Origin of the sequence: Parabacteroides sp. PH5-46 (assembly GCF_029892785.1) — a bacterium.
Classification (GTDB): Bacteria; Bacteroidota; Bacteroidia; order Bacteroidales; family Tannerellaceae; genus DFXE01.
Genome location: NZ_JARXXA010000008.1, coordinates 48,239 through 70,146, shown reverse-complemented (window position 1 = coordinate 70,146; position 21,908 = coordinate 48,239). Strand labels below are relative to the sequence as shown.

Here is a 21,908-nt window from a genome sequence, read left to right as displayed (position 1 = left end):
AATTTTGTCTTTAATATGTTTGTTTTGGATTGTCTAAAAAAGAACATATATATTTTTTAATCATTTCCGTATCCGTACGTATGCCCGTATCCATAACCATAGCCTCCATAGCCATAGCCCGAATATTTATAATCGACAGCATTCAGTACAACAGACATATTCTTAAATTTCTTTTGCTGATACAGTCGCTCCAATTCAGGCAACTGACGTTTATCCATATTACCTGCCCGCACCACATAGATAGTTAGGTCGGCAACACGGTTTACTATAGCAGCATCAGCCACCACTGTTGCCGGCACATTATCCACAATAATATAATGGTACTGTTTTCTCAACTCAGCCAGCATCTCATCCAGACGTTCACTCAAAAGCAACTCAGCCGGATTAGGAGGTACAGGTCCCGCATAAATAATATCCAAACCTTCCAAATCCGTATGATTGACAATCTTCTCAAGCAGTGTCACCTTTCCGGATAGATAATTAGTTACGCCTGTAGCATTCTTATCTCCACCCATACGTGAGCTCAACGTCCCTTTACGGATATCCAAATCCAGCAGCAACACATTCTTTCCTGTCTGAACAATACTCATCGCCAGATTGGAAGACACAAAAGTCTTTCCTGATCCCGGATTGAAAGAGGTAAACATTACCACTTGCAGGGTTTCCGCCTTCACCTGCATAAAATCCATATTTGTCCGAATAATACGGAATGATTCGGAAACAGAGTCCCTCCCGCTTTCTTTCACTACTATTTCATTCTGGTCTTTCTTATCACGTTCCGGGATATCACCCAAGAATGGGATAGAAAGCACCCCTTCAATATCTCTTCGGTTACGCACTTTCGTATTTAAAGCTTGCTGCAACCAAAGCCCTCCTCCAGGGATAACTACTCCTAGAATCAAAGCTGCTAATAAGATGATAGACGTTTTTGGAGCAACAGGGTCGTCTTCTCCATTAGCCGGATCAATAACACGAGCCGTTTTTTCCGTCATGGACTGAGATAAAGCATTCTCTTCCCGCTTATTCAACAAATACAAATAAAGCTCTTCTTTAATCTTTTGCTGACGCTCAATCGTCAACACTTCTTTCTGCTGAGTAGGCACTGCCGAGATTCGTTGAACTGTTTGTTGCTCACGTGCCCGCACATTGCGTATTTTTATATCCAGACCAACAATCAAGTTATCAACTGCTCTCAGTATACTCTGCCGCATAGCACTCAACGAATTATTCAGATTCATCACCACCGGATTCCGGTCACTACTGTTACTGATCAAACGGTCCCGTTTCAACAATGTATTATTATATTCAGAAATCTGAGTTTCCAAGTTAGCATCTGTAACCCCCGTATTTGCAGGGATTAAACTGGCACTGCGAGCCGGATCGGATAAATAATCTCGAATATACCCCACCAAAGTCTTCTGATTCTGCAAATCCAAGTCCTCCTTACTATACTGGCTGCTTTCCGTCAGATACATACCAGTCTCCGATCGAATATCCGTCAGACGCTGTGAACGCTTATACACCTCAATATCCGTATCTACATTCCCTAATTCTTTTTCGATAATAATCAGACGCTCATTGATAAACTCAGATGTATTCACCATAATCTGATTCTTATCATTAATTGCATCCTCATTATAGATAGCAATAAGCGTATTTAAAATATCTTCCGCACGAGGTATCGATTCATCTTTTATACTCAGATTAATAATTGTAGCTTGTTTATTAGCTAATGATACTCCCAACTTCTCCGAATAATCTAAAATAACCCTTTTTATATCCCGCTTGGCAACAGTTATAGTAGCATTATAAAAATCCTCCGTGTAATAGAAAGTAGGAGTTATTAAAATCTTTCCAAATGCCGTTTCTATCGTATCATTTAAGGCTATTGTTATATCTAAGTCTATATCTTTCCCCCCCTCATCCATATCATCCGAGTAGTCATAAATACGTACTTCTTTTTTATCAGGCGACAAATCCACTCTGAATGAAAAAGCCTGACGTTCTTCTACTCCTATAAACTGTACTGTAATAGGAGAACGTGAATACAACTCATTCGTTCGTAACCCTTTCTTTTGGGTATAACTAATATCCAAATGAAGCCTATTGACTACATTCTTCATCAACTCTCTGGAACGAAAAACCAATATTTCATTCTCTACATTCCGCGTGATATTAAAAACATCTAACTCAGCAAAGGCTGCAGATTCACTGGCGCCACCGCCTCCTTTAGCATCATCCTTTATCAATACTGTAGCGGTACGTGTATAAATCTTAGGAGCCGATTGCAAATACAAAAAGGCTAAAAACAAACAGACGACAACAGATCCGGCAAACCAAATCCAATGAATCCGCACAACCTGTATAATATCACTCAATGAAAATTCATTCTCCTCTTCCTCAACCAAATTGAAGTTATTTTGCGTAGAATCCATTTATTTTTTACTTATTTATATTTACGATAAGTGCTGCAACAGAGGCTAAAATAGAGATAGCTGAAAGCCATACACTTACTGATGTATTTTGGTTAATAGAACTTTGACCCGCACGGGCTTTATTAGGCTCTACATAGACGATGTCATTTTGTTGCAGATAGTAGCAAGGAGAAAGGAAAATATCTGCCGAACGTAGGTCATGGAATAAGATGGTTCGTTTACCATCAAATTCACGGATCACAGCCACCCGGTTACGTTTCCCGTAAATCGTTAAATCACCTGCCATACTTAATGCCTCTAGAAGAGTTACCCGATCTCCAGAAATAGTAAAGGTTCCCGGACGGTTCACTTCTCCCATCACTGATATTTTAAAATTCAAAAACTGAATCGTTACAATCGGATCTTTGATCAAATCGTCTTTCATTAAACGGTCTTTGATCATATTGGTAGCAGCTAAACGCGACATTCCTGACACCTTTAGTTTACCTAAGATCGGAAAATCAATATACCCTTCCTTATCCACCAAATATCCTAATATACGTTGTTGCGCACTAGTCTGATAACCTAATTGATACGTAACGACCGGCATATTAAATGGCAAAGCCAATTCCGGGTCTTTACTGTTTACCATAATTGCCAATAAGTCATCCTCATGAATAATTACATCATAATTCTGCTCTATCACTTGTTGCTTTAGCGGAATCACATCCTGAAGATATACCACTTCTTTTTCTGATGCACATCCTGTGCATAATAAAATGCAAAATAAAGCAAATAGGCCTAAGATCTTTTTCACGTCTGTTATCTTTAAATTTTATGAAAGTGCAAAATTAGAAAATAATTACTAATTTGCGGTATGTAAATAAAAGTATTTCTTCATAAACATATAGTAACCCACACAAAGAGAGATAAGAACTATTATTGAATAAATACATCGATGCTCGAAACATAAGAAAAAGCCTAGCATAATCAAAGATTGTAGCCCCATGTAAAACAATGAAGTAATTATATGAGGTATTTTCAACTCATTCGACATAATCTGATATAAGTGCTTTCGATGTGGCAATCCAATGTTCTCTTTACGAATAAGTCGATGGGTTATCGTTAAGATAGAATCTACACCATATACAGCTAATAGAATAATATAACTGATATCTTTTGTTTGCAGAATAAGCTGACCAATCATAAACACTAGTATAAAAGCCATGCTAATAGATCCGATATCTCCAGCAAAACATTTTGCTTTCACACGGAAATTAAAAAAGTTAAATACTAACACAGACAATAATACAATATAAATAAAGTTAGGATCAATAAATGCCAGCTGTTTGTTTATATAAATTAGAAAAAGAAGAACCATCATAGAATATCCACCTGTAATTCCATTGATACCATCCATAAAGTTGTATACATTTATAATTCCAGTACAAATAACTAATACTATCAATATACACCACCATGGATATATCCATAAATCCCACTGATAAAACATGAATAACATAGCACAGAAATGACAGACTAAGCGAATTTTCAATGAAACAGGTTTAATATCATCTATAAAACTGATAGCACTTATTAACGTTAACCCCAGCATAAAGCATGGATATTTAAAACCGTTAATACAATAGTAGAGTCCAACACCTATAAAAAAAATAACCCCACCACCTCTTAAAGTGATATACATATGCGAACTTCGTTCGTTTGGCCTATCTATAATATTACAATGTTCCGCTATTTTAAAATAGAGAAGTAATATAAAAAATAAAAATAGTACAATTAAAAAATATTGAATTGCAAATATCGCATTCATAAACTTTTCAAAACTTTTTGATTTATCTTTCTTCTTTTTGTATCAAAAAGCCAGCCCCATTTATTAAAATATTTAACAGCACTCTTAAAACCAACCATTAGCATCTTAAGTTTTTTTTTATGTTCAGCAGCATGAGCATGAATAATAAACGCATCTGGATAAAAAATCGTTTTATATTTTTCATGAATGCGCCTTGAAATATCTACATCTTCAAAATGCAAAAAAAAACGTTCATCAAATAATCCTACTTTACAAATAGAACTCATTCTAAAAAACATGAAACAACCGGATAAATAAGGTACATTCATTATTTTATTATATCCACTTTTAGTCAAAACAAATTTTGATTCAATCTTTTTTTTTATCCTCGATGGTAGAAATTGTCGATAGAAAATATCTGAAGGATATGGCAATAATTTACACAGCATCTGTAAACTTCCATCTGGATAAAAAACCTTGGGAGAAACTAGTCCAACATCATAATTCTCATCCATAAACATTTTTAACTGCAAAATAGTTTCAGGAGCAAAATACACATCAGGGTTCAAAACGACATGATAACATGGGTTATCATTTTCCTTTGCTAAACGAAGTGCGACATTATGGCCAGCACCATATCCTCTATTAATCTCATGATAATATATTGCTTTATTTGATTTTTCTTTAATAAACTTAGCTATTTTTTCATCTAAAGAATGGTCTATAACATACAACTTCTCAATCATACTTTCATTAACTGATGTAAGAATTTTCTCAAGATCCTCTTTTGATGTATAATATAAAACTAAAGACGCAGTTACCATTTTAGATTAATTTTTCGTATTATTTCACATATTGAATAATAAACATCAGTAGTTGTTGGAATATTTCCAACAATTTGACGTCCCTTTTCTATATATTGCCTCCTTTTCCTTTCATCTGATAGCATTACAAATAATGCATCCGCAGCACTTTCCCAATCATTTGGTTCAAAATAAAAAGCAGCATCTTTTGCAACTACTGTATTAAAATCAAAATTTGTAGCAACAATAGGTACACCCATTTTCATGGACTCTATTAACGTTGCTGAAAAAACCTCTAAATATGTCGGCAAAAAAACAATCTTAGATTGTAAATAAACATCAACACATTCATTCTGAGTCAATTTCCCTACATTTTCTACTAAATCACTAACTCCAAAAGCTTCTGACTGAATTAGAACTTCTTTATAAATAGGATGTTCTTTTTCAATAGTAATAATAAATTTAAAATTTTCTTCATGCATTTTCTTCCTTAGCAAATATGCAACAAACGGAATTTTTACGATGTTTTTATGGAAATTAGGAGCAGCTAAACAAAATATTATATTATCATCCAATTTTCTTGAAGTATTATTGACATTCAAAAAACAATCAGCCAATGCATTCGAAATAACATAAACATTATCTGGCGAGATGTTAAATCTTTTAATTATTTGCGATCTAGCTAATGGTGTTTGCGTTATAAAATATTCACAATCTTCTACTGCAATTCTCTGTAAATAAGTTTTAACATAACGCTGCAATCTTAACCAAAATGGAAAAGTTTTATATGCATATTTATTAGGTTTTATAATATAAGGATTTGTCAATCGCTGAATTTCTCGTGACCTAAACGGTATATAAGAAGGAGCACCTAAAGAATATACTAAATTTATTTCATTTTTCAATTCAAATTCCAGAATAGTTTTTTTTATAGATTTTCCATATTTTATACTTGAAGGCCTTTTTTTCACAACTAACAACTTATCTTTTGGCAAATAGATTGAATTTTTCACCATAAATGTCAAAATTTTTTCAGATATAACATAATACCATATAAATCCATTAGCTTCATCTATCGTATTACGAAAAAAATTAAGAGTAATCTGAACTCCTCCTCCATCATCAATAGATGTCGCATTTAAAAGTACTTTAATCATTGCTGTTCATTTCTTGTTAAGATTCAGAAATTTCGACATCCGGTAAAAAATAAAAAAAGTCATTATATGTGTCAAATAATTAAATGAATTCAAATTAGTTAAATCAAAAAAATGAATCGTTAAAAAATACACTACAATATAATAAAAAGAATCTTTTCTTATATTTTGCAGACATCTATTACAAATACATGAAAGAATAAATCCACGCATAAAAGCAAACAAAAGAATACCTACAATACCTGCATTTATATAACCTAATCCGAAAGAGCCTGGAGGCCAACCATACTTTGGCAATTTAGTCAGAGATGTTGGAGGTTTAAAATCCATCCCTTGCGCCGCAGCTGTTATATATCGTCCTTCATCAACAGGGGATTTTTCTTCATATATACTTCTTGGAATAGGAGCAAATAATAAATCAACAACACCTTTACCGTACCATTGATTATTTTTATCATAATGAGTCAGAATAAATAAAGATATATTAACCCCACTAAGCTGTTTATCCACAAAAGAAGATGTATTAAATTCCTCCTCTAATAAAGTATTAATATATTCTCCAGAATTAGACAAAAATAAATCAACGCGATCTGGCTTTCTTAAATCAGATATTATTAAGAAAAAAGGCAAAAAACAAATAGCTGGCAAAAAGAATTTTTTCAAAGATCCAATTTTCATATTATTAGTACATAAGCACCACATTATAATCCCCCCTAAAAGAGGAGTAAAAGCCAAGGTTCTTGATCCAAAACCTAATAGTGAAATTAAAACATATAATAAATAAAAGAAAAAAGTTCGCAATGCCATTTTTTTAGCAATATATAAAAATAAAGATGCGTATAAAACAAACGGAGCTAATCGTATCGAAAATTGAATAAAAATATTTTTATTCATAATTTCAGACCTATCCGCAAAATTCATTATTATCCCATTCAAAGAACCAACGCTAAAAAAATAGATCAAAAAAGAAACGAAAGAAAAAAGAAAAGACATGTATAAGAATTTCTTTATTACCCCCACTGAAACAACCAACGTAGAGAAATTTGATTTATAGTTCGCATAAAAAAAATTATTCGTAAAGAAATTATAGGATAAAGATAAAACAAGAAAAAACAATATTTGAAACACAAAATATTTTAGCAGTAAAAATTCAGGATCATCAATAGATATAGGTAAAGAATCATTCATTAATGTCGGATCATTGCTTATCTTTACAAGATAGAAAAAATTTCTTATCAGAAACAACAATACTAGATAAGAAATCGGATTAAATATATTATTCGTTTTATTGTAAAAAAAGAAAAAAATACTGACCAATATTATTATAAAAAGAAAACCAACAATTAAGCACATTACTCAACTAATTATTTAAAACATCCAAATAGGATTCAATAAAATTCTTTTCTGAAAATAACAACTCCGCTAATGCGCGACTATTACGCTGATATAATTGATAATCCGCATCACTAATACATATAAAATTCTCAATGGCACTAGCCATATCATCAACAGAAGTAGGATCAAAAAGAAATCCATTATAATTATTTTTAACAAATAATGGATTATCACAAACATCACTTGCTAGAATAGGCTTACAAGAGCATATTGATTCTGAAAGGATATTAGAAAATCCCTCATAAAAAGAAGGCAAACAAATAGCATCCATACATAATATTCGTTCCTGCACATTAGTTTCAAAATTATGAAAAAATAGATTTTTAAGGTTCAATAATTCTCGCTTCTTATTACACTGCAAATAATACAATGAATTTTTCGAATATTTTCCTGACTTTAAAATAAAAAACTCACCATACCAATGAAATTCGACTAAAGAAGAATACCCTTTTTTATTAACTAAATCAACAGCTTCTATAAAATTTAATATATTCTTTTGAGGGTGATATCTTGCAAAGATAGCAATTTTTATTATTTGTTTTTTTTCTTTAATCACAAATTTATATTTAGATATATCTATATAATTCGTTATTGTTCGTATTTTAGGTAACAGCTCTAAATTATTTTCCTCAAAATAACGTGTTTGACTATAAGAGTTCACGATTATAACATCAGAAAATCTATAAAAAAAAAACAACAGTTTTTTAAGTAATGTCTTTTTTAAAGTTGTATTTCTTTCTGATATAATTACCTTCACATTTCTATTGAAAAAAGAATAAAATATAGATAACAAATTAGGCAGCCAAGTATATGATAATACTATTTCTGGTTTTTCTTTCGATAAAACCCTAAACACATTCATATATCTCAGAAAAAATGACGCATTATTAATAGACTGTTTTTCTATTTCAAAATCAACAGAATAATCCTTTTCCGTCCCATAATATGTAAGAACTTTAGGAGTAATATTATACTTAAAAAGTAATTCTAAAAGTATTACCATTTGTCTCTCTGCACCTCCAGTTCCCAAAGAAGAAATCAGAAATATAATTTTCTTTTTACTCATAGCCTTTTCTTATAATCCTTGCAGGATTACCAACAACAATAGAATCACTTGGGACATCTTTTAGCACTACTGCACCCGCACCTATTATAGAATTATCCCCTATTTTTATATTTCCAATAACAATTGCATTTGCGGAAATTATTACATTTTCACCAATTACAGGATACCTCAAATCATTTATAGATTTCGCTCCAATAGTTACATTTTGATATATTCTAACATTTTTGGCTAATATGACATTTTTACCAATTACTATTCCAACAGGATGTGGTAGTACTGTTCGATTTTCTCCCAAGTATCGAATACCGCAACTAATATCACAACATCGAATGGGTTTGAATGACAAATAATAGATAAACGAAAACAAGTATTGACTTGGCTTTACAAAAAATATTTTTTTGTAAAAATAGTATAAATCCAAAAGACGTATTCTACCCCACAGTTCCTTATGTCTCAGCTTTACCTTATCCATTCTAACAATTTCTTATCCTTGCTAAATAAATACAATTTATATAAAAATTCAAACACAACAGATAGAACATGAACAAATATTACTACATATATATTTTTATAAAAAAAATAAAAGTTTAGAAGAATCAAAAACAAAAACAAGCTTAAAACTGTAGAGCTTAACATTTTATTTTTTTTGTTATTTATTACCATATAATAATTCAACAAAGTATTCAATGGAAAACAAACAGCTAATATACATAAAAAACGCAACATTGATATAGCCGGAGACATAGACAACCCACCTAAAAAGTATATTAAATATTTAGATAATGCAAACAAGAAAAACGCATAAATAATTCCAGCAAAAGCCGAAAGTTTAAATATTTTTTTCGACAAATTACTCTTCTCTCCTTTTGCTAATCTAGGTAATACCGCAGTAGGGAGTATTTGAAAAAGTGTCACATATATATTTATTAATTTGTTTGCTAAATCATAATATGCCACAAACTGTTTATTAAGGAAAACACCTATAAAGACAACTAAAGATTTGTCTCGTAAATAATATGAAACTTTAGAAGAAAAAATAACAATACTATCGCAAAAGCTTTTTCTAATTTGAGAAAAAGTCGGTAACATTATCGGTTTTTTTAAAGATCGTAACATTATACAAAAACCCACAATTCCACTGATCAAAGCCCCCCCCCCATTCAATGTAGGGAGCAATAGATAGTCTGTTGGATTTTTGATTAATAAAAAAACTAAAGTTAAAAAAAACATCCGTGTAGACAATGTTATCATTGTAATAATTTTCATTTTTTCAACGCCTTGAAAAAAAAATTGTGGAAAAAGGAGCTCATTAAAAGTGGCTAAAAACGTCAAAAAATACAAGGTTTTATTTTTGCTTATTTCAGGAAATACACACACGCATATATATAGAACAATAAAACAAAAAAACCACAAAAAGAATTTTATAAATAAAACAGACAACACAATCTGAGTTACTTTATCTTTATTTTCTAGATTTTGAGATATATCTTTTGTTGCAGAAATATTAAATCCAAATTCTATCACCAAAGAAAAATATGCTATAATAGATTGAGCAAAAACAATCTCCCCATACAAATTTGGAGAAAGGATTCTTATTAAATAAGGATAAGTTAATAATGGAATTATCATATTTACCACACGAAGTATAGTTAAATATGAAAGATTTTCCATTAATATACTATTCTGACAAACTAAATTTAGTAGCCTCCTCCACATAAAATAATATATTTTCGATATATCCCTAAGGCTATTTATAAGGAATAATCTAAATAGAACTCTATAGAACTAATGGATAATTCCAGCAGATCTACATGTTGTATAAATTCTTACAAAAAGAAAAAACTACACCTTATTGATTATTTATCTCACTTTACAAACAAAACATAAGATGAAAATCATTAATATCAAATCACAGTAAAAAAGACTCCTAAGCAATCTTTGCTGTATATCAATTAAAATTTCCGAATGTTCTTTTAACATTGTCTTCATATGTAATGTACCAATTGGTGAATTCTTCGATTCCATTCTTCAATGAAAAAGATGGTAAATAATTCATCTTGGTATATATATTATTGCTATCCGCAAAGGTTCTCTTCACGTCTCCTTTCTGCATCGGACACATCTCTAGCACTGCTTTCTTTCTCATAGCCTTTTCCATCATCACTATAAAATCCATCAACCTCACTGGATTCGAACAACCAATATTAAAAATCTGATAATAAGGATGCTCCCCTCCCTTTCCAGGAATCGCCTCAATCACCCGTACAATTCCTTCTATAATATCAGTAATATATGTAAAATCCCGCATCATATCTCCATTGTTAAACACTTTGATGGGTTTACCTTCTGCAATAGCTTTGGCAAACAACATTGGAGCCATATCTGGTCGCCCCCAAGGACCATAGACAGTAAAGAAACGTAAACCTGTTGTAGATAATTGATATAAATGACTATAAGTATGCGCCATCAGTTCATTCGCTTTTTTAGTGGCGGCATATAGACTAACCGGATAATCTACTCGATCATCTTCTGAAAAAGGCACTTTATCACTATTCCCATATACACTACTTGAACTAGCATAAACTAAATGCTTGATTTGATTATGACGGCAACATTCCAAAATATTGACAAAACCCACCAAATTACTTTGTACATAAACACGCGGATTTTCAATAGAATAACGCACCCCAGCTTGGGCAGCCAGATTACAAACTACATCAAATTGCTCTTTTTGAAATAAATTTTCCATCAAAGAACAATCTTCTAAATTGGCTTTAATAAAACGATAGTTAGGGTAAATAGAACTTTGAACTAATTTACCATATTCAATAGCGTCTCTGTCTATTCCAGCTTCTCGTAGCCGAGCATATTTTAGTTTGACATCATAATAATTGTTGATGTTGTCATACCCGACTACTTCCCAATTTTCATTTAACATACGTTCAGCTAAATGAAAGCCTATAAATCCAGCTGTGCCTGTAATAAGAATTTTCTTTTTACTCATTCTTAAATACAATAATAAGTGAAGCCATTTCCCGCCATTTCATCTTTATCAAAAATATTCCGCCCGTCAATAATCACCGAATTATTCATTGTTTTTTTCAACACCTTCCATGAAGGCATACGAAATTCTTTCCATTCAGTTAAAAGCAATAGAGCATCTGCTTCTAAGGCGGCTTCGTACATATCTTTGGCATAAACCACTTTATCTCCTACCCGACGTTTACATTCGTTCATAGCGATTGGATCATACACTTTTACGTTACATCCAGCTTTTAATAATAAATCAATTATGACTAAAGCGGGAGCTTCTCGCATATCATCCGTATCAGGTTTAAATGCTAATCCCCAGATAGCAATTGTTTTTCCTTTTACACAATCTTCTTCGCAATGCTTCTTTAATTTTTCAAACAAAATGGTTTTCTGTTTTTCATTTACTCTTTCTACAGCTTCCAGTACCTGCATATCATAACCATTTTGCTTTGCCGTTTTTATTAATGCTTTCACATCTTTGGGAAAGCAACTTCCGCCATAGCCACAACCAGGATAAAGGAATTTACTACCTATACGAGAGTCGGAACCAATACCTCGACGAACCATATTCACATCTGCTCCTACTAATTGACAAAGGTTGGCTATATCATTCATAAAAGAAATTCGAGTTGCTAACATAGCATTGGCTGCATATTTAATCATTTCGGCTGAAGGTATATCAGTATAAATCATTCGATAATTATTAATGGTAAACGGTTTATATAACCGATCCATTAATTCTTTCGCACGATCATGCTCTATGCCAACAACTACCCTGTCAGGACTCATAAAATCATTTACAGCCGACCCTTCTTTTAAGAATTCAGGATTTGAAGCCACATCAAAGGGAATATCTATTCCACGTTTGTCTAATTCTTTCTGAATACAGGTTTTAACCTTTTGAGCAGTTCCTACCGGTACTGTACTTTTGGTAACCACTAATACATATTTATTGATATTCTTGCCAATTGTAGAAGCGACTTCCAATACATAACGAAGATCTGCACTACCATCTTCGTCAGAAGGAGTACCTACAGCAGAAAATATAACTTCTACCTCATCCAAGCAAGAAATTAAATCAGTAGTAAATTGTAGACGACCAGCTTTATGATTACGAATAACCATTTCCTCCAAGCCTGGTTCGTAAATAGGGATAATTCCTTTTTCTAATTTATTTATCTTATTTTGATCAACATCTATACATGTGACATTTATTCCAACTTCTGAAAAACAGGTCCCAGTCACTAAACCAACGTAGCCTGTACCAATAATAGCAATATTCATTCAACAATTTGTTTTATATATAGCAAAGCCCCCGAATATTTCGAGAGCTTTTTTAATTATCAATCAAGATGCGTTCTATCGCACTCTGCTTCTACCACTGTTGGGTTGATTTTCTCAAAAGTAGTTAATACACGTGCTGTTCGTAGGCGTTTACCTGGGGTAAATACGATCTTGGGAGTTTTGATCTGTGAGGTGGAAAAGTCTTTTTCTTCCACTGCTCCTGTTGATCCGACAGCCATCCGGAAGTTTCCGAATTCACCGAACTGGACGATACGACCTGCACGCAGGTTTTTATCCAATTGCTGGTTCATACGGTCTAATACGGCTTTTACATCTGCAGAGGTAAGCGTACAGTTTTCTGCTATATCACTACACAACTCTTCAAATGTTACAAAACCGTTATTTACAGCGTATGCATACAACTTACGTGGAGCCTCTTTGGCATCCTTACCTAAGTTTTTACGATCTACTAATCTAAATTTTACTGACATAATTTCTAATTTTAATTGTTACTACTAAATTTTGTTTTGTGATCACGATGCAAAGGTAGATCTGCCACAAATATTAAAATCCGCGTAACATGTATACTATTTGTCATGTAAAAAAGCATCTCCCATTATCTATTGCTTTATATATTAGCAAATTAATAAAATCAAATTCTTAAGAACAAGGTAAAATCCTACATATTTGGCGAATTATACCTAATGGAACGAAAATATACGTAATAGCACTAATTAAGAACACATTAAAGAATTCAAAAGAAATTAATTATTAACATTTGTCGAAGAAACAGCTCTCCTAAACTTCCCCGTTAACATATAATTACTTTTTAAATCCTTTGATAGGATAATAACATCGCTTTTTTAGAAAGTATACATAGTTTTCGGGAAAAGTATTAATACTTTCTGAAAAAAGTATGCATAGTTTTTTTTACATATTTTCTATCCCCCCCTACCCCCCCCTCTCAAGAGGGGAAATTTCGAGAGCTTCCTGTATATCGTTCTTCAGGAGTGTTTCCTTATCTAACATCTCGTACTCTGAATTCTGGCTGACAAATTCAGGGACTAAGTTTTTCATGAGTCGTACCGTCTCTTTTTTATTGACGGTGGAAGCTATAATACTTAATTCGTCTATCAGCTCTACAATATCTGAATAGGTATATTCGCGTATGTTTGCTTTGAATATTTTTTTGTTTGAGGTAGGAATGGTGCTTTCCTTATCGTTGAGAAGTTCTTCATAGAGCTTTTCTCCAGGGCGTAGACCTGTGTATTCTATTTTGATATCGTTCCCTACTTCCAGACCTGCTAACTCAATCATGCGTTTAGCCAAATCAGCTATTTTCACGGGGGTACCCATGTCGAAGATGAAGATTTCGTTGCCATTACCCATAAAGGAGGCTTCTAACACCAAGCGACAGGCTTCAGGGATGGTCATGAAGTAGCGGATGATTTCCGGATCTGTAACCGTTAAAGGCCCCCCTTTGGCTAATTGGTCGCGGAAGCGGGGAATCACAGAACCATTGCTACCTAACACATTTCCAAAACGGGTGGTTACAAAACGGGTATTTCCTGCATATTCTCCTTTACTGATAGCTGTCCCAAGACTTTGCACGTACATCTCAGCTAAGCGTTTGGACGCTCCCATAACATTGGTGGGATTCACAGCCTTATCTGTGGATATCATGACAAATTTATGAACCTTGTACGTGACAGCTAAATCCGCTACAGTACGGGTTCCTTGCACATTGGTCAATACAGCCTCACAGGGATTTTCCTCCATTAAAGGAACATGTTTGTAGGCTGCTGCATGAAAGACTATTTCAGGATGAAAACGGCGAAATACACTTTCTACCCGCTCAGGCATACGGACATCACCCATCAGCGGAATAAAACTCATTTTCGGAAATTTCTCTTCCAGTTCCAAGCGAAGATTATGCATAGGAGTTTCCGCAGAATCGAACAATACTAATTGCTTTACCCCAAATGAACAGATCTGATGACAAAGTTCACTTCCGATTGATCCGGCAGCACCTGTTACCAATACTACTTTATTTTTCAATGAGGCAGCGATCTCTTCTAAATTAATGGTGATTTCTTCTCTGTTTAATAAATCTTCAATACGCACTTCCGGAAGATTCCGGTAATTAACTTTTCCTCCATCCATTTCCCGGATCGTCGGAGCTAATAGCATACGAACATGCTTCTTTTCCGCATAACGAACAAAACGTTCATTTTCATATTTTACAGAGTGATAATCAGGAAACAGAACTGCTTTTACATATAAGCTATCAACAAGTTGGTTAAAAGCCTCTTGATCTTTTATTGAAAACACCTTATACCCTCCAATACGAAGTGATCTGTTTTTACCATTTGTAATGCAACCGACAATACGGTAATTCCCTTTTATATTTTTCAAGGATGAATTTAACAGATCAACGGATGTATCTTCTGTTCCGAATATCAGCAAGTTTTCCGTACCGGAAAGGCTCTTATCCCGAACAAAATTATAGGCTAAGATTAATACAACACGAAAAGTCGTTAAAATAAAGAATGACACCCAAAAGTCTATTGCACAAAGCAATAGAAACCCCTTAGGTGTTGTCCATTGAGGCAGGAACAACTTCATCAGGATAAACAAAAAAACCACTTTTAATAAAGCGGCTATAGCGATCCGCCCGGTTTCAACAAATGTTGAATGACGGATTACATTTTTATGTGTCTGTAGTCCTAAAAAAGTTAATACACTACTTAATACAGAAAAAGCAAAGAATTGTGACACAGCATATCCGGAAGTGTCAACGTAGCTTATTATATAATAGGTAAAAGCTAAAGCAACTCCTGTGGCTATCGTTGAAAAGACAAGGTCTAAGATAAAGACCAGCCATCTGTTGATATACTTAATGCGAGATAATGTAGTTAATAATTCCCTAATTCCCATACAAATGAGTCTGTCTGATAAGTGTACAAAGGTTCGTCACCCCCAAGATTAAGGTAACGGATTCTGAAAAAACTGTTAGAGAAGAAGACTGTTTTTCAAAAGCTTCTGTTAATCCAATACACAAAAGAATACACATGCTTCGTTTTATGAATTTCACAAAGCATCGGGAACAAGCTATTCTTTATTATGGGGCAAAATTAGTAAATATATTCATTTATTCATACTATTTTTTGTTTATTTCCTCTTTTTAAATCAAAACGTCTCGTTAAGAGGCGCGCAGAACGCAGAATGGAACACGCAGAACGGGGAAAATATGTGCGAAGTGGTAAACGGTAGGTGGTACGTTTTATACCACTTGCTTACCACTTGCTTACCACTTACCACCTATTACTTATTTCGAAAAAAGGAGTCCTTTTTTTGTGATTGTGATAGCGCCACCGAAGGTATCTTCACCGAAAAAAGAGCCATTATCGTATCCGACAGCCAGTTTAAAATCAAAACCTTTCAATTTGGGAGGAGTGTACGTCATTTCTAATTGGGTAGCAATGCCTTTTCTTACGGATGTATAGGGTAGTGAATATCTTCCCCAGGACTTACCGGCAGACATCAGTAGTCTATATTGCAAAGCGGAGGCAATAAATCCTTCTGCGCCCAAATGGTATGCGATAATACGGTTACTCTTAAAATTAACATTCCCGTCACCATTATATTCGGGCGAGAGCAATAACGAACTACCGAAAGATTTTCCGTAATGGGAAGGGCCTGAAATATAACCGCCATTATTATAGTATTCATCACAACCTACAGCCCATTTCACCACATCTCTATGTTCGTCATCCATGTCGCGATTAAGATGTATTGGTCCTGTTTGTTGTTTGGTATATAAATACTCTAGAACAACACCTGACAGGAAGGACTTCTTAGTCGATTTATATTCTAGTCCCAACAAATTATCCCGATAATTCTTAAAAATCATGCCCGAACCATCATCGAAAAAATGCTGCATGTAAGCACTTATCTGGTCATCATTTTTCAATTTATAATCAAACTTCACCAAATAGGCGCCCCATTGCGAACCAGCGACATACATATTGTCCGATGTTGTAGCTGAAGACGAACCTTCCTTGGCTATCATCACGCGCAAGAAGTCATCTATACCTTTCGGTTGGTTTATCACCGTGTACTGCCCCCCACTATAAGTATATAAATCGCCTCCCCATTTAGCTGCGTGCATCAATCCTGCGATAAATTGTATCCGATGCTTTGTTGCTATATTGCCGAAGCGGAGGAAAAGAAATTTACTATGGGAGAAATCGTCCTTGTTATAGAATCGATTGTTCGGACGAGCAATGTCTTCCTGATAACCTCCGTCTAAATAACGCCCGACGGAGAAATCGGCTTTTATGTACATATTTCCTTTGGTATAAGGGATCAGCAAGAAGTCCGAAAGACTCAATTTGACTTGGGGTATCGGACGTGCATTATTGGAAAAAATCATATCGCCGGAACTTAGGTATGGATTCAAGAACGAAGTATAATCTTCACGCATACCAATATCCAAGCGCCATAGTTTCCAATTCAAACGTCCGTATAGTTGTTGGATCCAAAAATGTCCATAATTATCATTGTTGGATCCTGTCAAATCAACACCAGCATCAAACGACCAGTCGTCATTCAGCCTTTGTACATAATCGGCAAAGCCGCGCAGGTAAAAATTATCACCTTCCAAGGGCACTGCGCCCCATTTCTGATTGGTTATCCAGAACGGGGTATGCTTTTCACTCAGAGAACCGAAGGCTTCCACCCTATATGTACTTTCTATCTGTGCAAATCCCTGGAAAGACAGCCAACAACAGGCGAATAAAAAGATCAGTCGTTTCATATTTCGTTAGAATTTGACAAAATGATAGGTTTCGTCATCGTGTGTTAGCGTCATTTTCTTCGAGCTCAGATGCAAAATTCCATACGTTCTAGTTTTCTCGATTCGGGGATACAAGTCAAAATTGAGATTATCATGTTTCGCATCCATTTCTAAAGACATCGTTTTATCATCCGGAAAGAGCACATAACCATGTAATACCGATGAACTTTCCGGTTTAGCCGACTGACGCAACAAGGTATAGGCAAACACAGCTTTATGAGTAAAACTATAATAAATGGTATCTACTTTTTGTGTACCGGTAGCGCTTTCCACCGACTTTAGTTGCCACATCCCATCTACCTTGGGTAGGTCATTGTCCGAACAAGAGTAAAACAACAGAGTAGCTAGTAATATAATTCCCCAATACTTTATTTTCATCTGCAACACATTAATTATAATTGCAAAGATAGAAATTTATTCAGCTTTTGTTAAAATTTTACGTATGTTTGTCTACCGTTTGACTAACTAAATTTACTTATATGAAACGAATCGTATTGCTCTTAGGAGTATTAGCATTTACACTTTTAGCTCAAGGACAAGTAAAAATCAATGACTTAAAGATGACAAACCTCGGCGATGGCCGCATGTATGCCGAGTATGAGAACAAAGAAAAAGAAGAGGACAAACCCATTAACGGGAAAGTGCGCATCATTACCGGATATACGACGGAATATATTGATGCCGAATTTGCCAAAGGCTTTGCCGTAGGGAAATGGGAGTATTACAAGGATAATAAATTATCCGAAGTTACACATTATGAAGATGGCCGCCTGAATGGAGAAATCATCAGATACTATCCCGACGGGACAAGTATAAAAGAAAAAAGCAACATGAAGAATGGAAAGGTCAATGGAATCACTACTACCTATTCGCAAGCCGGAACACTCACCTATGAAAAAGGGATGAAAGAGGGCGTAGAAGACGGACCTGAACGCCGTTACGATGACAATGGTGTGCTAGTATATGACAATACCTACAAAGACGGAAAACAAGTAGGTAAATCTTTCTCGATTATAAACAAAGGACTAACCGGTGAATATACCAAGACTGCTTATTACAAAGATGGAAAATACGATGGCGAATACCTGGAAACGTACAAAGACGGAGATGTAAAAGTGAAAGGTAAGTACATCAACGGCAAAAAAGACGGACTGTGGGAATCATTCCATAGTGACGGATCACGCAAAGGGGGCTCTGAAACATACAAAAACGGTGTTGTTATCCGTAGAGTAATCTACTACACCGATGGTAGCATCGAAATGGAGCGTAATTTCAACGATCAGGGCAAACAGCATGGTATCGAAAAGAAATATGCTTATGAAGGAGGACATCTGACCAGTGAAAAAAACTTTGTCAACGGAAAACAGGTTGGCAAACAAATGCGCCGGGTAAGTAGCAATAATGGCAGCTTCTTTGAATACTCCAATTACAATGAAAGCGGCAAAAAGCATGGCGAATACCGAGAGGTGTTTGAGGATAACAAAAAGGAAAAGACCAAAGGCCAGTATGTAAATGACAAAAAAGACGGCAAATGGTATTATGGTAACTCACTGGGATTCTACAAAGAAGAAATATATGAAAACGGAAAACTGACAGAGTCTAAAACCTTGGTAAAATAAAAGACGAATAAAACTATCAGGAAGATGCAGTCTTTCTACGATTAATACTTGAAAAACTGCATCTTCAATTCATCATTAGCAAACATCTTTACAGATACAATTCCGTTTATTACAGGCAAAGAAACGGGCTTTTGATTAATTTTTAAATCCAAATTTTCTGCATAAACAGGCAACTTTATGTGGAAGATTCCATCAACTGAAGTATGGAGGCCTGCCTCTATCATCCGGCTATCCTGCCAGCGAACAGCTACTTCTCCCCCATTCCGCACTTTTAAACCGCTAAAGCTGCCGCTTTTCCAAGCAGCAGGAAGCGCCGGCAGTAATTCTATAACCCCAGCCTGGCTTTGTACAAGCATTTCTGCTATACCGGCAGTAGCTCCCAAATTACCGTCTATCTGAAACGGAGGATGTGCGCAGAACAGGTTCGGATAGGTACCGCCACCTTTTGTATACTTCACATTCGTATCCACAACCGGAGCCAGCAAGTCACAGAGTAGTTTGTAGGCATGATCACCATCGTGCAAGCGTGCCCAGAAATTCATTTTCCAGGCCATAGACCAACCGGTACTTTCATCACCTCTTACTTCCAAAGTTTTACGGGCAGCTACAGCCAGCTCCGGTGTTTTTTCTATCGATATTTCATCTCCCGGATACAAACCGTACAGATGTGACACATGCCTGTGATGAGGGTCTTCTTCCTCATAGGACTCCAGCCACTCCATGATACGTCCGTCTTTTCCGATGGTTGTCGGCATCAGTCGGGAGCGCATCCGGCTCAGTTCTTCGGCAAATTCCGTGTCTATACCTAAGATTCCTGCAGCCTCTATGGTGTTGGTAAACAGCTCGCGTACAATCTGGTTATCCATTGTAGAGCCAGCAGTGATATGTACCGGTTTATCGTTCAAGATAAACGCATTTTCGGGAGAGGTAGTAGGAGCAGTTACCAGATAGCCATTCCGGGGATCTTCAACCAGCATATCTACAAAGAAAAGAGAAGCACCTTTCATCACCGGATAGATATCCTTCAGGTAGGCTTTATCCAGGGTATATAAGTAATGTATATACAGATGCTCGCACAACCAGGCAGCAGAGGTATTGGTTGCCCCCCAGGAAGGATGTTCGCCCGGAGCGGTAAACTCCCAGGGATTACCCAAGATATGTGTTACCCACCCACGTGCATTATAAAAGACCTTGGCTGTTTGTTCTCCACTGCTCACTTGCTGCTTTATCCACTCGACCAAAGGGAGATGTAGCTCCGAAAGATTGGTTACTTCAGCAGGCCATAGGTTCATTTGCAGATTAATATTCAAGTGATAGTCTCCGTTCCAGGGTGTTTGAACGGTATTTGCCCAAAGTCCCTGTAGATTCGGCGGTAACAAACCCGGACGAGTAGACGATATCAAGAGATAGCGGCCAAACTGGAAATATAATGTAGCCAGTGAGGGATCATTCTTGTCTCTCCTGAAGGCATGCAAACGCTCGTCCATAGGAAGTGTCTCTTTATCCGAACGCCCCAAATCCAGATGTACCCGTTTGAAAAGTTTCTGATAAGCAGTCGTATGTTCCTTCTTCAATGCTACATACTCCTTATTTTTTGCAGCATCCAGTAGCGTTTCTGTTTGTTTTTCATAATCAGACTGAAAGTAATCTGTAGCCATACTTACCAACAGCAAGGCTTCTGATGCTTCACTGACAAAAAGCATTGTATCATTCTTGGTTATTTTTCCTCCTTTGGGTAGTATGATCCGGGTACGAGACACATATTGAAGCCCTTTGCCATCTGTTCCGTTATTCAACTGCCCGTGCATAATCAGATCATTTCCGCTTACACTGACTTCATATCGTTCCGGACGATTCAAGCCTACTGAAAAATGGAGGGACTTATCTACATCCGCCATCAGGCGAATTACTCCTACATCTCCGGCAAAAGAGGTAAAGGCTTCACGCGTATAATTCACATCGCCCCTCGTATAACTGACAGACGAAACTGCCTCTTCCAGATTTAACGTTCTGCGATAAGCCGTTACGGGAGCATTATTTCCCGGATATGAATACTCCAATACCAAGTTTCCCAATAGCTGAAAACAGCCGTAAGGGACGTTTGCTCCACCACCAAGACCACTGCCTTCTCCTTTGCAGACAAAGGTTTTGTACATTAACTCCTGCGCCTCATCGTTACGTCCGGCAAATAGCAAACGACGAATCTGCGGCAAGTAAGCTGCTGCATAGGGATTGTCTGTATCTTGCTTGCTGCCCGACCACATGGATATCTCGTTCAGCACGATTGTTTCCTTCTCTATACCTCCGTCAGGCATCATACCTAAACGTCCGTTCCCTAGCGGAAACGTCTCTTCCCATATCGCAGCCGGCTTTGTGAAAAAATAAGATAAAGATGTATCCTGTCTCAAATCAGGCATACTGCAAGCAGCAAAAAAAAGAAATAATAGAAGAAAATAATTTGTTTTCATATAT

The 21,908-nt window shown here is 35.5% G+C and carries 17 protein-coding genes; 1 reads left to right on the top strand and 16 read right to left on the bottom strand.

Features of this window, described 5'->3' with window-relative positions; translation table 11 throughout:
* Positions 1-56: 56 nt before the first annotated feature.
* The 15 genes from M2470_RS10010 to M2470_RS09940 all read right to left on the bottom strand — a co-directional run bounded on the left by M2470_RS10010 (position 57) and on the right by M2470_RS09940 (position 18,195).
* On the bottom strand, positions 57-2,435 hold the full coding sequence (locus tag M2470_RS10010) for a polysaccharide biosynthesis tyrosine autokinase (protein WP_280744949.1): 2,379 nt from the start codon (positions 2,433-2,435) through the stop codon (positions 57-59).
* Between the two features lie 7 nt (positions 2,436-2,442).
* Positions 2,443-3,222 (bottom strand): polysaccharide biosynthesis/export family protein, encoded by a 780-nt coding sequence (locus M2470_RS10005; protein WP_280745001.1) that lies wholly within the window; start codon positions 3,220-3,222, stop codon positions 2,443-2,445.
* Positions 3,223-3,279: 57 nt separating this feature from the next.
* The gene (locus M2470_RS10000) at positions 3,280-4,245 is read right to left on the bottom strand and encodes a glycosyltransferase family 4 protein (protein ID WP_280744950.1); all 966 of its coding nucleotides are present in this window, start codon (positions 4,243-4,245) and stop codon (positions 3,280-3,282) included.
* Positions 4,242-5,048, bottom strand: a complete 807-nt coding sequence (locus tag M2470_RS09995; RefSeq protein ID WP_280744951.1) for a glycosyltransferase — start codon at positions 5,046-5,048, stop codon at positions 4,242-4,244. Before M2470_RS09995 ends, M2470_RS10000 begins: the two co-directional genes overlap by 4 nt.
* A complete protein-coding gene (locus M2470_RS09990) occupies positions 5,042-6,184 on the bottom strand; it encodes a glycosyltransferase (protein ID WP_280744952.1) in 1,143 nt (380 codons plus the stop codon). Before M2470_RS09990 ends, M2470_RS09995 begins: the two co-directional genes overlap by 7 nt.
* Positions 6,185-6,190: 6 nt before the next feature.
* Positions 6,191-7,369, bottom strand: a complete 1,179-nt coding sequence (locus tag M2470_RS09985) for an O-antigen polymerase (RefSeq protein WP_280744953.1) — start codon at positions 7,367-7,369, stop codon at positions 6,191-6,193.
* A gap of 172 nt (positions 7,370-7,541) precedes the next feature.
* Positions 7,542-8,642 carry a glycosyltransferase family 4 protein gene (locus M2470_RS09980; RefSeq protein ID WP_280744954.1) on the bottom strand — a complete coding sequence of 367 codons (1,101 nt, stop codon included), beginning with the start codon at positions 8,640-8,642 and terminating at the stop codon, positions 7,542-7,544.
* The gene (locus tag M2470_RS09975) at positions 8,635-9,114 is read right to left on the bottom strand and encodes a DapH/DapD/GlmU-related protein (RefSeq protein ID WP_280744955.1); all 480 of its coding nucleotides are present in this window, start codon (positions 9,112-9,114) and stop codon (positions 8,635-8,637) included. Before M2470_RS09975 ends, M2470_RS09980 begins: the two co-directional genes overlap by 8 nt.
* Positions 9,102-10,313: an oligosaccharide flippase family protein gene (locus M2470_RS09970; RefSeq protein ID WP_280744956.1), complete on the bottom strand. Its 1,212-nt coding sequence runs from the start codon at positions 10,311-10,313 to the stop codon at positions 9,102-9,104. Before M2470_RS09970 ends, M2470_RS09975 begins: the two co-directional genes overlap by 13 nt.
* A 277-nt stretch (positions 10,314-10,590) precedes the next feature.
* Positions 10,591-11,646 carry an NAD-dependent epimerase/dehydratase family protein gene (locus M2470_RS09965; RefSeq protein ID WP_280744957.1) on the bottom strand — a complete coding sequence of 352 codons (1,056 nt, stop codon included), beginning with the start codon at positions 11,644-11,646 and terminating at the stop codon, positions 10,591-10,593.
* Between the two features lie 2 nt (positions 11,647-11,648).
* The gene (locus M2470_RS09960) at positions 11,649-12,959 is read right to left on the bottom strand and encodes a UDP-glucose/GDP-mannose dehydrogenase family protein (protein WP_280744958.1); all 1,311 of its coding nucleotides are present in this window, start codon (positions 12,957-12,959) and stop codon (positions 11,649-11,651) included.
* A gap of 59 nt (positions 12,960-13,018) precedes the next feature.
* Complete coding sequence (locus M2470_RS09955; RefSeq protein ID WP_280744959.1) at positions 13,019-13,450, bottom strand: HU family DNA-binding protein; 432 nt, start codon at positions 13,448-13,450, stop codon at positions 13,019-13,021.
* 460 nt (positions 13,451-13,910) lie between these two features.
* Positions 13,911-15,896 carry a nucleoside-diphosphate sugar epimerase/dehydratase gene (locus M2470_RS09950; RefSeq protein WP_280744960.1) on the bottom strand — a complete coding sequence of 662 codons (1,986 nt, stop codon included), beginning with the start codon at positions 15,894-15,896 and terminating at the stop codon, positions 13,911-13,913.
* A gap of 391 nt (positions 15,897-16,287) precedes the next feature.
* The gene (locus tag M2470_RS09945; protein WP_280744961.1) at positions 16,288-17,778 is read right to left on the bottom strand and encodes a capsule assembly Wzi family protein; all 1,491 of its coding nucleotides are present in this window, start codon (positions 17,776-17,778) and stop codon (positions 16,288-16,290) included.
* Between the two features lie 6 nt (positions 17,779-17,784).
* Positions 17,785-18,195: a lipocalin-like domain-containing protein gene (locus M2470_RS09940; protein WP_280744962.1), complete on the bottom strand. Its 411-nt coding sequence runs from the start codon at positions 18,193-18,195 to the stop codon at positions 17,785-17,787.
* A gap of 101 nt (positions 18,196-18,296) precedes the next feature.
* On the opposite strand from M2470_RS09940, the gene M2470_RS09935 reads away from it, so the two are divergent.
* Positions 18,297-19,436, top strand: a complete 1,140-nt coding sequence (locus M2470_RS09935) for a hypothetical protein (RefSeq protein WP_280744963.1) — start codon at positions 18,297-18,299, stop codon at positions 19,434-19,436.
* 41 nt (positions 19,437-19,477) lie between these two features.
* Here the strand turns inward: M2470_RS09935 and M2470_RS09930 are convergent, their stop codons facing one another.
* Entirely contained in the window at positions 19,478-21,904 is a 2,427-nt protein-coding gene (locus M2470_RS09930; RefSeq protein ID WP_280744964.1) for a glycoside hydrolase family 95 protein, read from the bottom strand.
* Positions 21,905-21,908 lie beyond the last annotated feature (4 nt).

Bases quoted from the DNA above. Each gene is read 5' to 3' on its own strand.
- M2470_RS10010 (WP_280744949.1), bottom strand. From the start codon at position 2,435: ATGGATTCTACGCAAAATAACTTCAATTTGGTTGAGGAAGAGGAGAAT.
- M2470_RS10000 (WP_280744950.1), bottom strand. From the start codon at position 4,245: ATGAATGCGATATTTGCAATTCAATATTTTTTAATTGTACTATTTTTA.
- M2470_RS09995 (WP_280744951.1), bottom strand. From the start codon at position 5,048: ATGGTAACTGCGTCTTTAGTTTTATATTATACATCAAAAGAGGATCTT.
- M2470_RS09990 (WP_280744952.1), bottom strand. From the start codon at position 6,184: ATGATTAAAGTACTTTTAAATGCGACATCTATTGATGATGGAGGAGGA.
- M2470_RS09985 (WP_280744953.1), bottom strand. From the start codon at position 7,369: ATGAATGATTCTTTACCTATATCTATTGATGATCCTGAATTTTTACTG.
- M2470_RS09980 (WP_280744954.1), bottom strand. From the start codon at position 8,642: ATGAGTAAAAAGAAAATTATATTTCTGATTTCTTCTTTGGGAACTGGA.
- M2470_RS09975 (WP_280744955.1), bottom strand. From the start codon at position 9,114: ATGGATAAGGTAAAGCTGAGACATAAGGAACTGTGGGGTAGAATACGT.
- M2470_RS09970 (WP_280744956.1), bottom strand. From the start codon at position 10,313: ATGGAAAATCTTTCATATTTAACTATACTTCGTGTGGTAAATATGATA.
- M2470_RS09965 (WP_280744957.1), bottom strand. From the start codon at position 11,646: ATGAGTAAAAAGAAAATTCTTATTACAGGCACAGCTGGATTTATAGGC.
- M2470_RS09960 (WP_280744958.1), bottom strand. From the start codon at position 12,959: ATGAATATTGCTATTATTGGTACAGGCTACGTTGGTTTAGTGACTGGG.
- M2470_RS09955 (WP_280744959.1), bottom strand. From the start codon at position 13,450: ATGTCAGTAAAATTTAGATTAGTAGATCGTAAAAACTTAGGTAAGGAT.
- M2470_RS09950 (WP_280744960.1), bottom strand. From the start codon at position 15,896: ATGGGAATTAGGGAATTATTAACTACATTATCTCGCATTAAGTATATC.
- M2470_RS09945 (WP_280744961.1), bottom strand. From the start codon at position 17,778: ATGAAACGACTGATCTTTTTATTCGCCTGTTGTTGGCTGTCTTTCCAG.
- M2470_RS09940 (WP_280744962.1), bottom strand. From the start codon at position 18,195: ATGAAAATAAAGTATTGGGGAATTATATTACTAGCTACTCTGTTGTTT.
- M2470_RS09935 (WP_280744963.1), top strand. From the start codon at position 18,297: ATGAAACGAATCGTATTGCTCTTAGGAGTATTAGCATTTACACTTTTA.
- M2470_RS09930 (WP_280744964.1), bottom strand. From the start codon at position 21,904: ATGAAAACAAATTATTTTCTTCTATTATTTCTTTTTTTTGCTGCTTGC.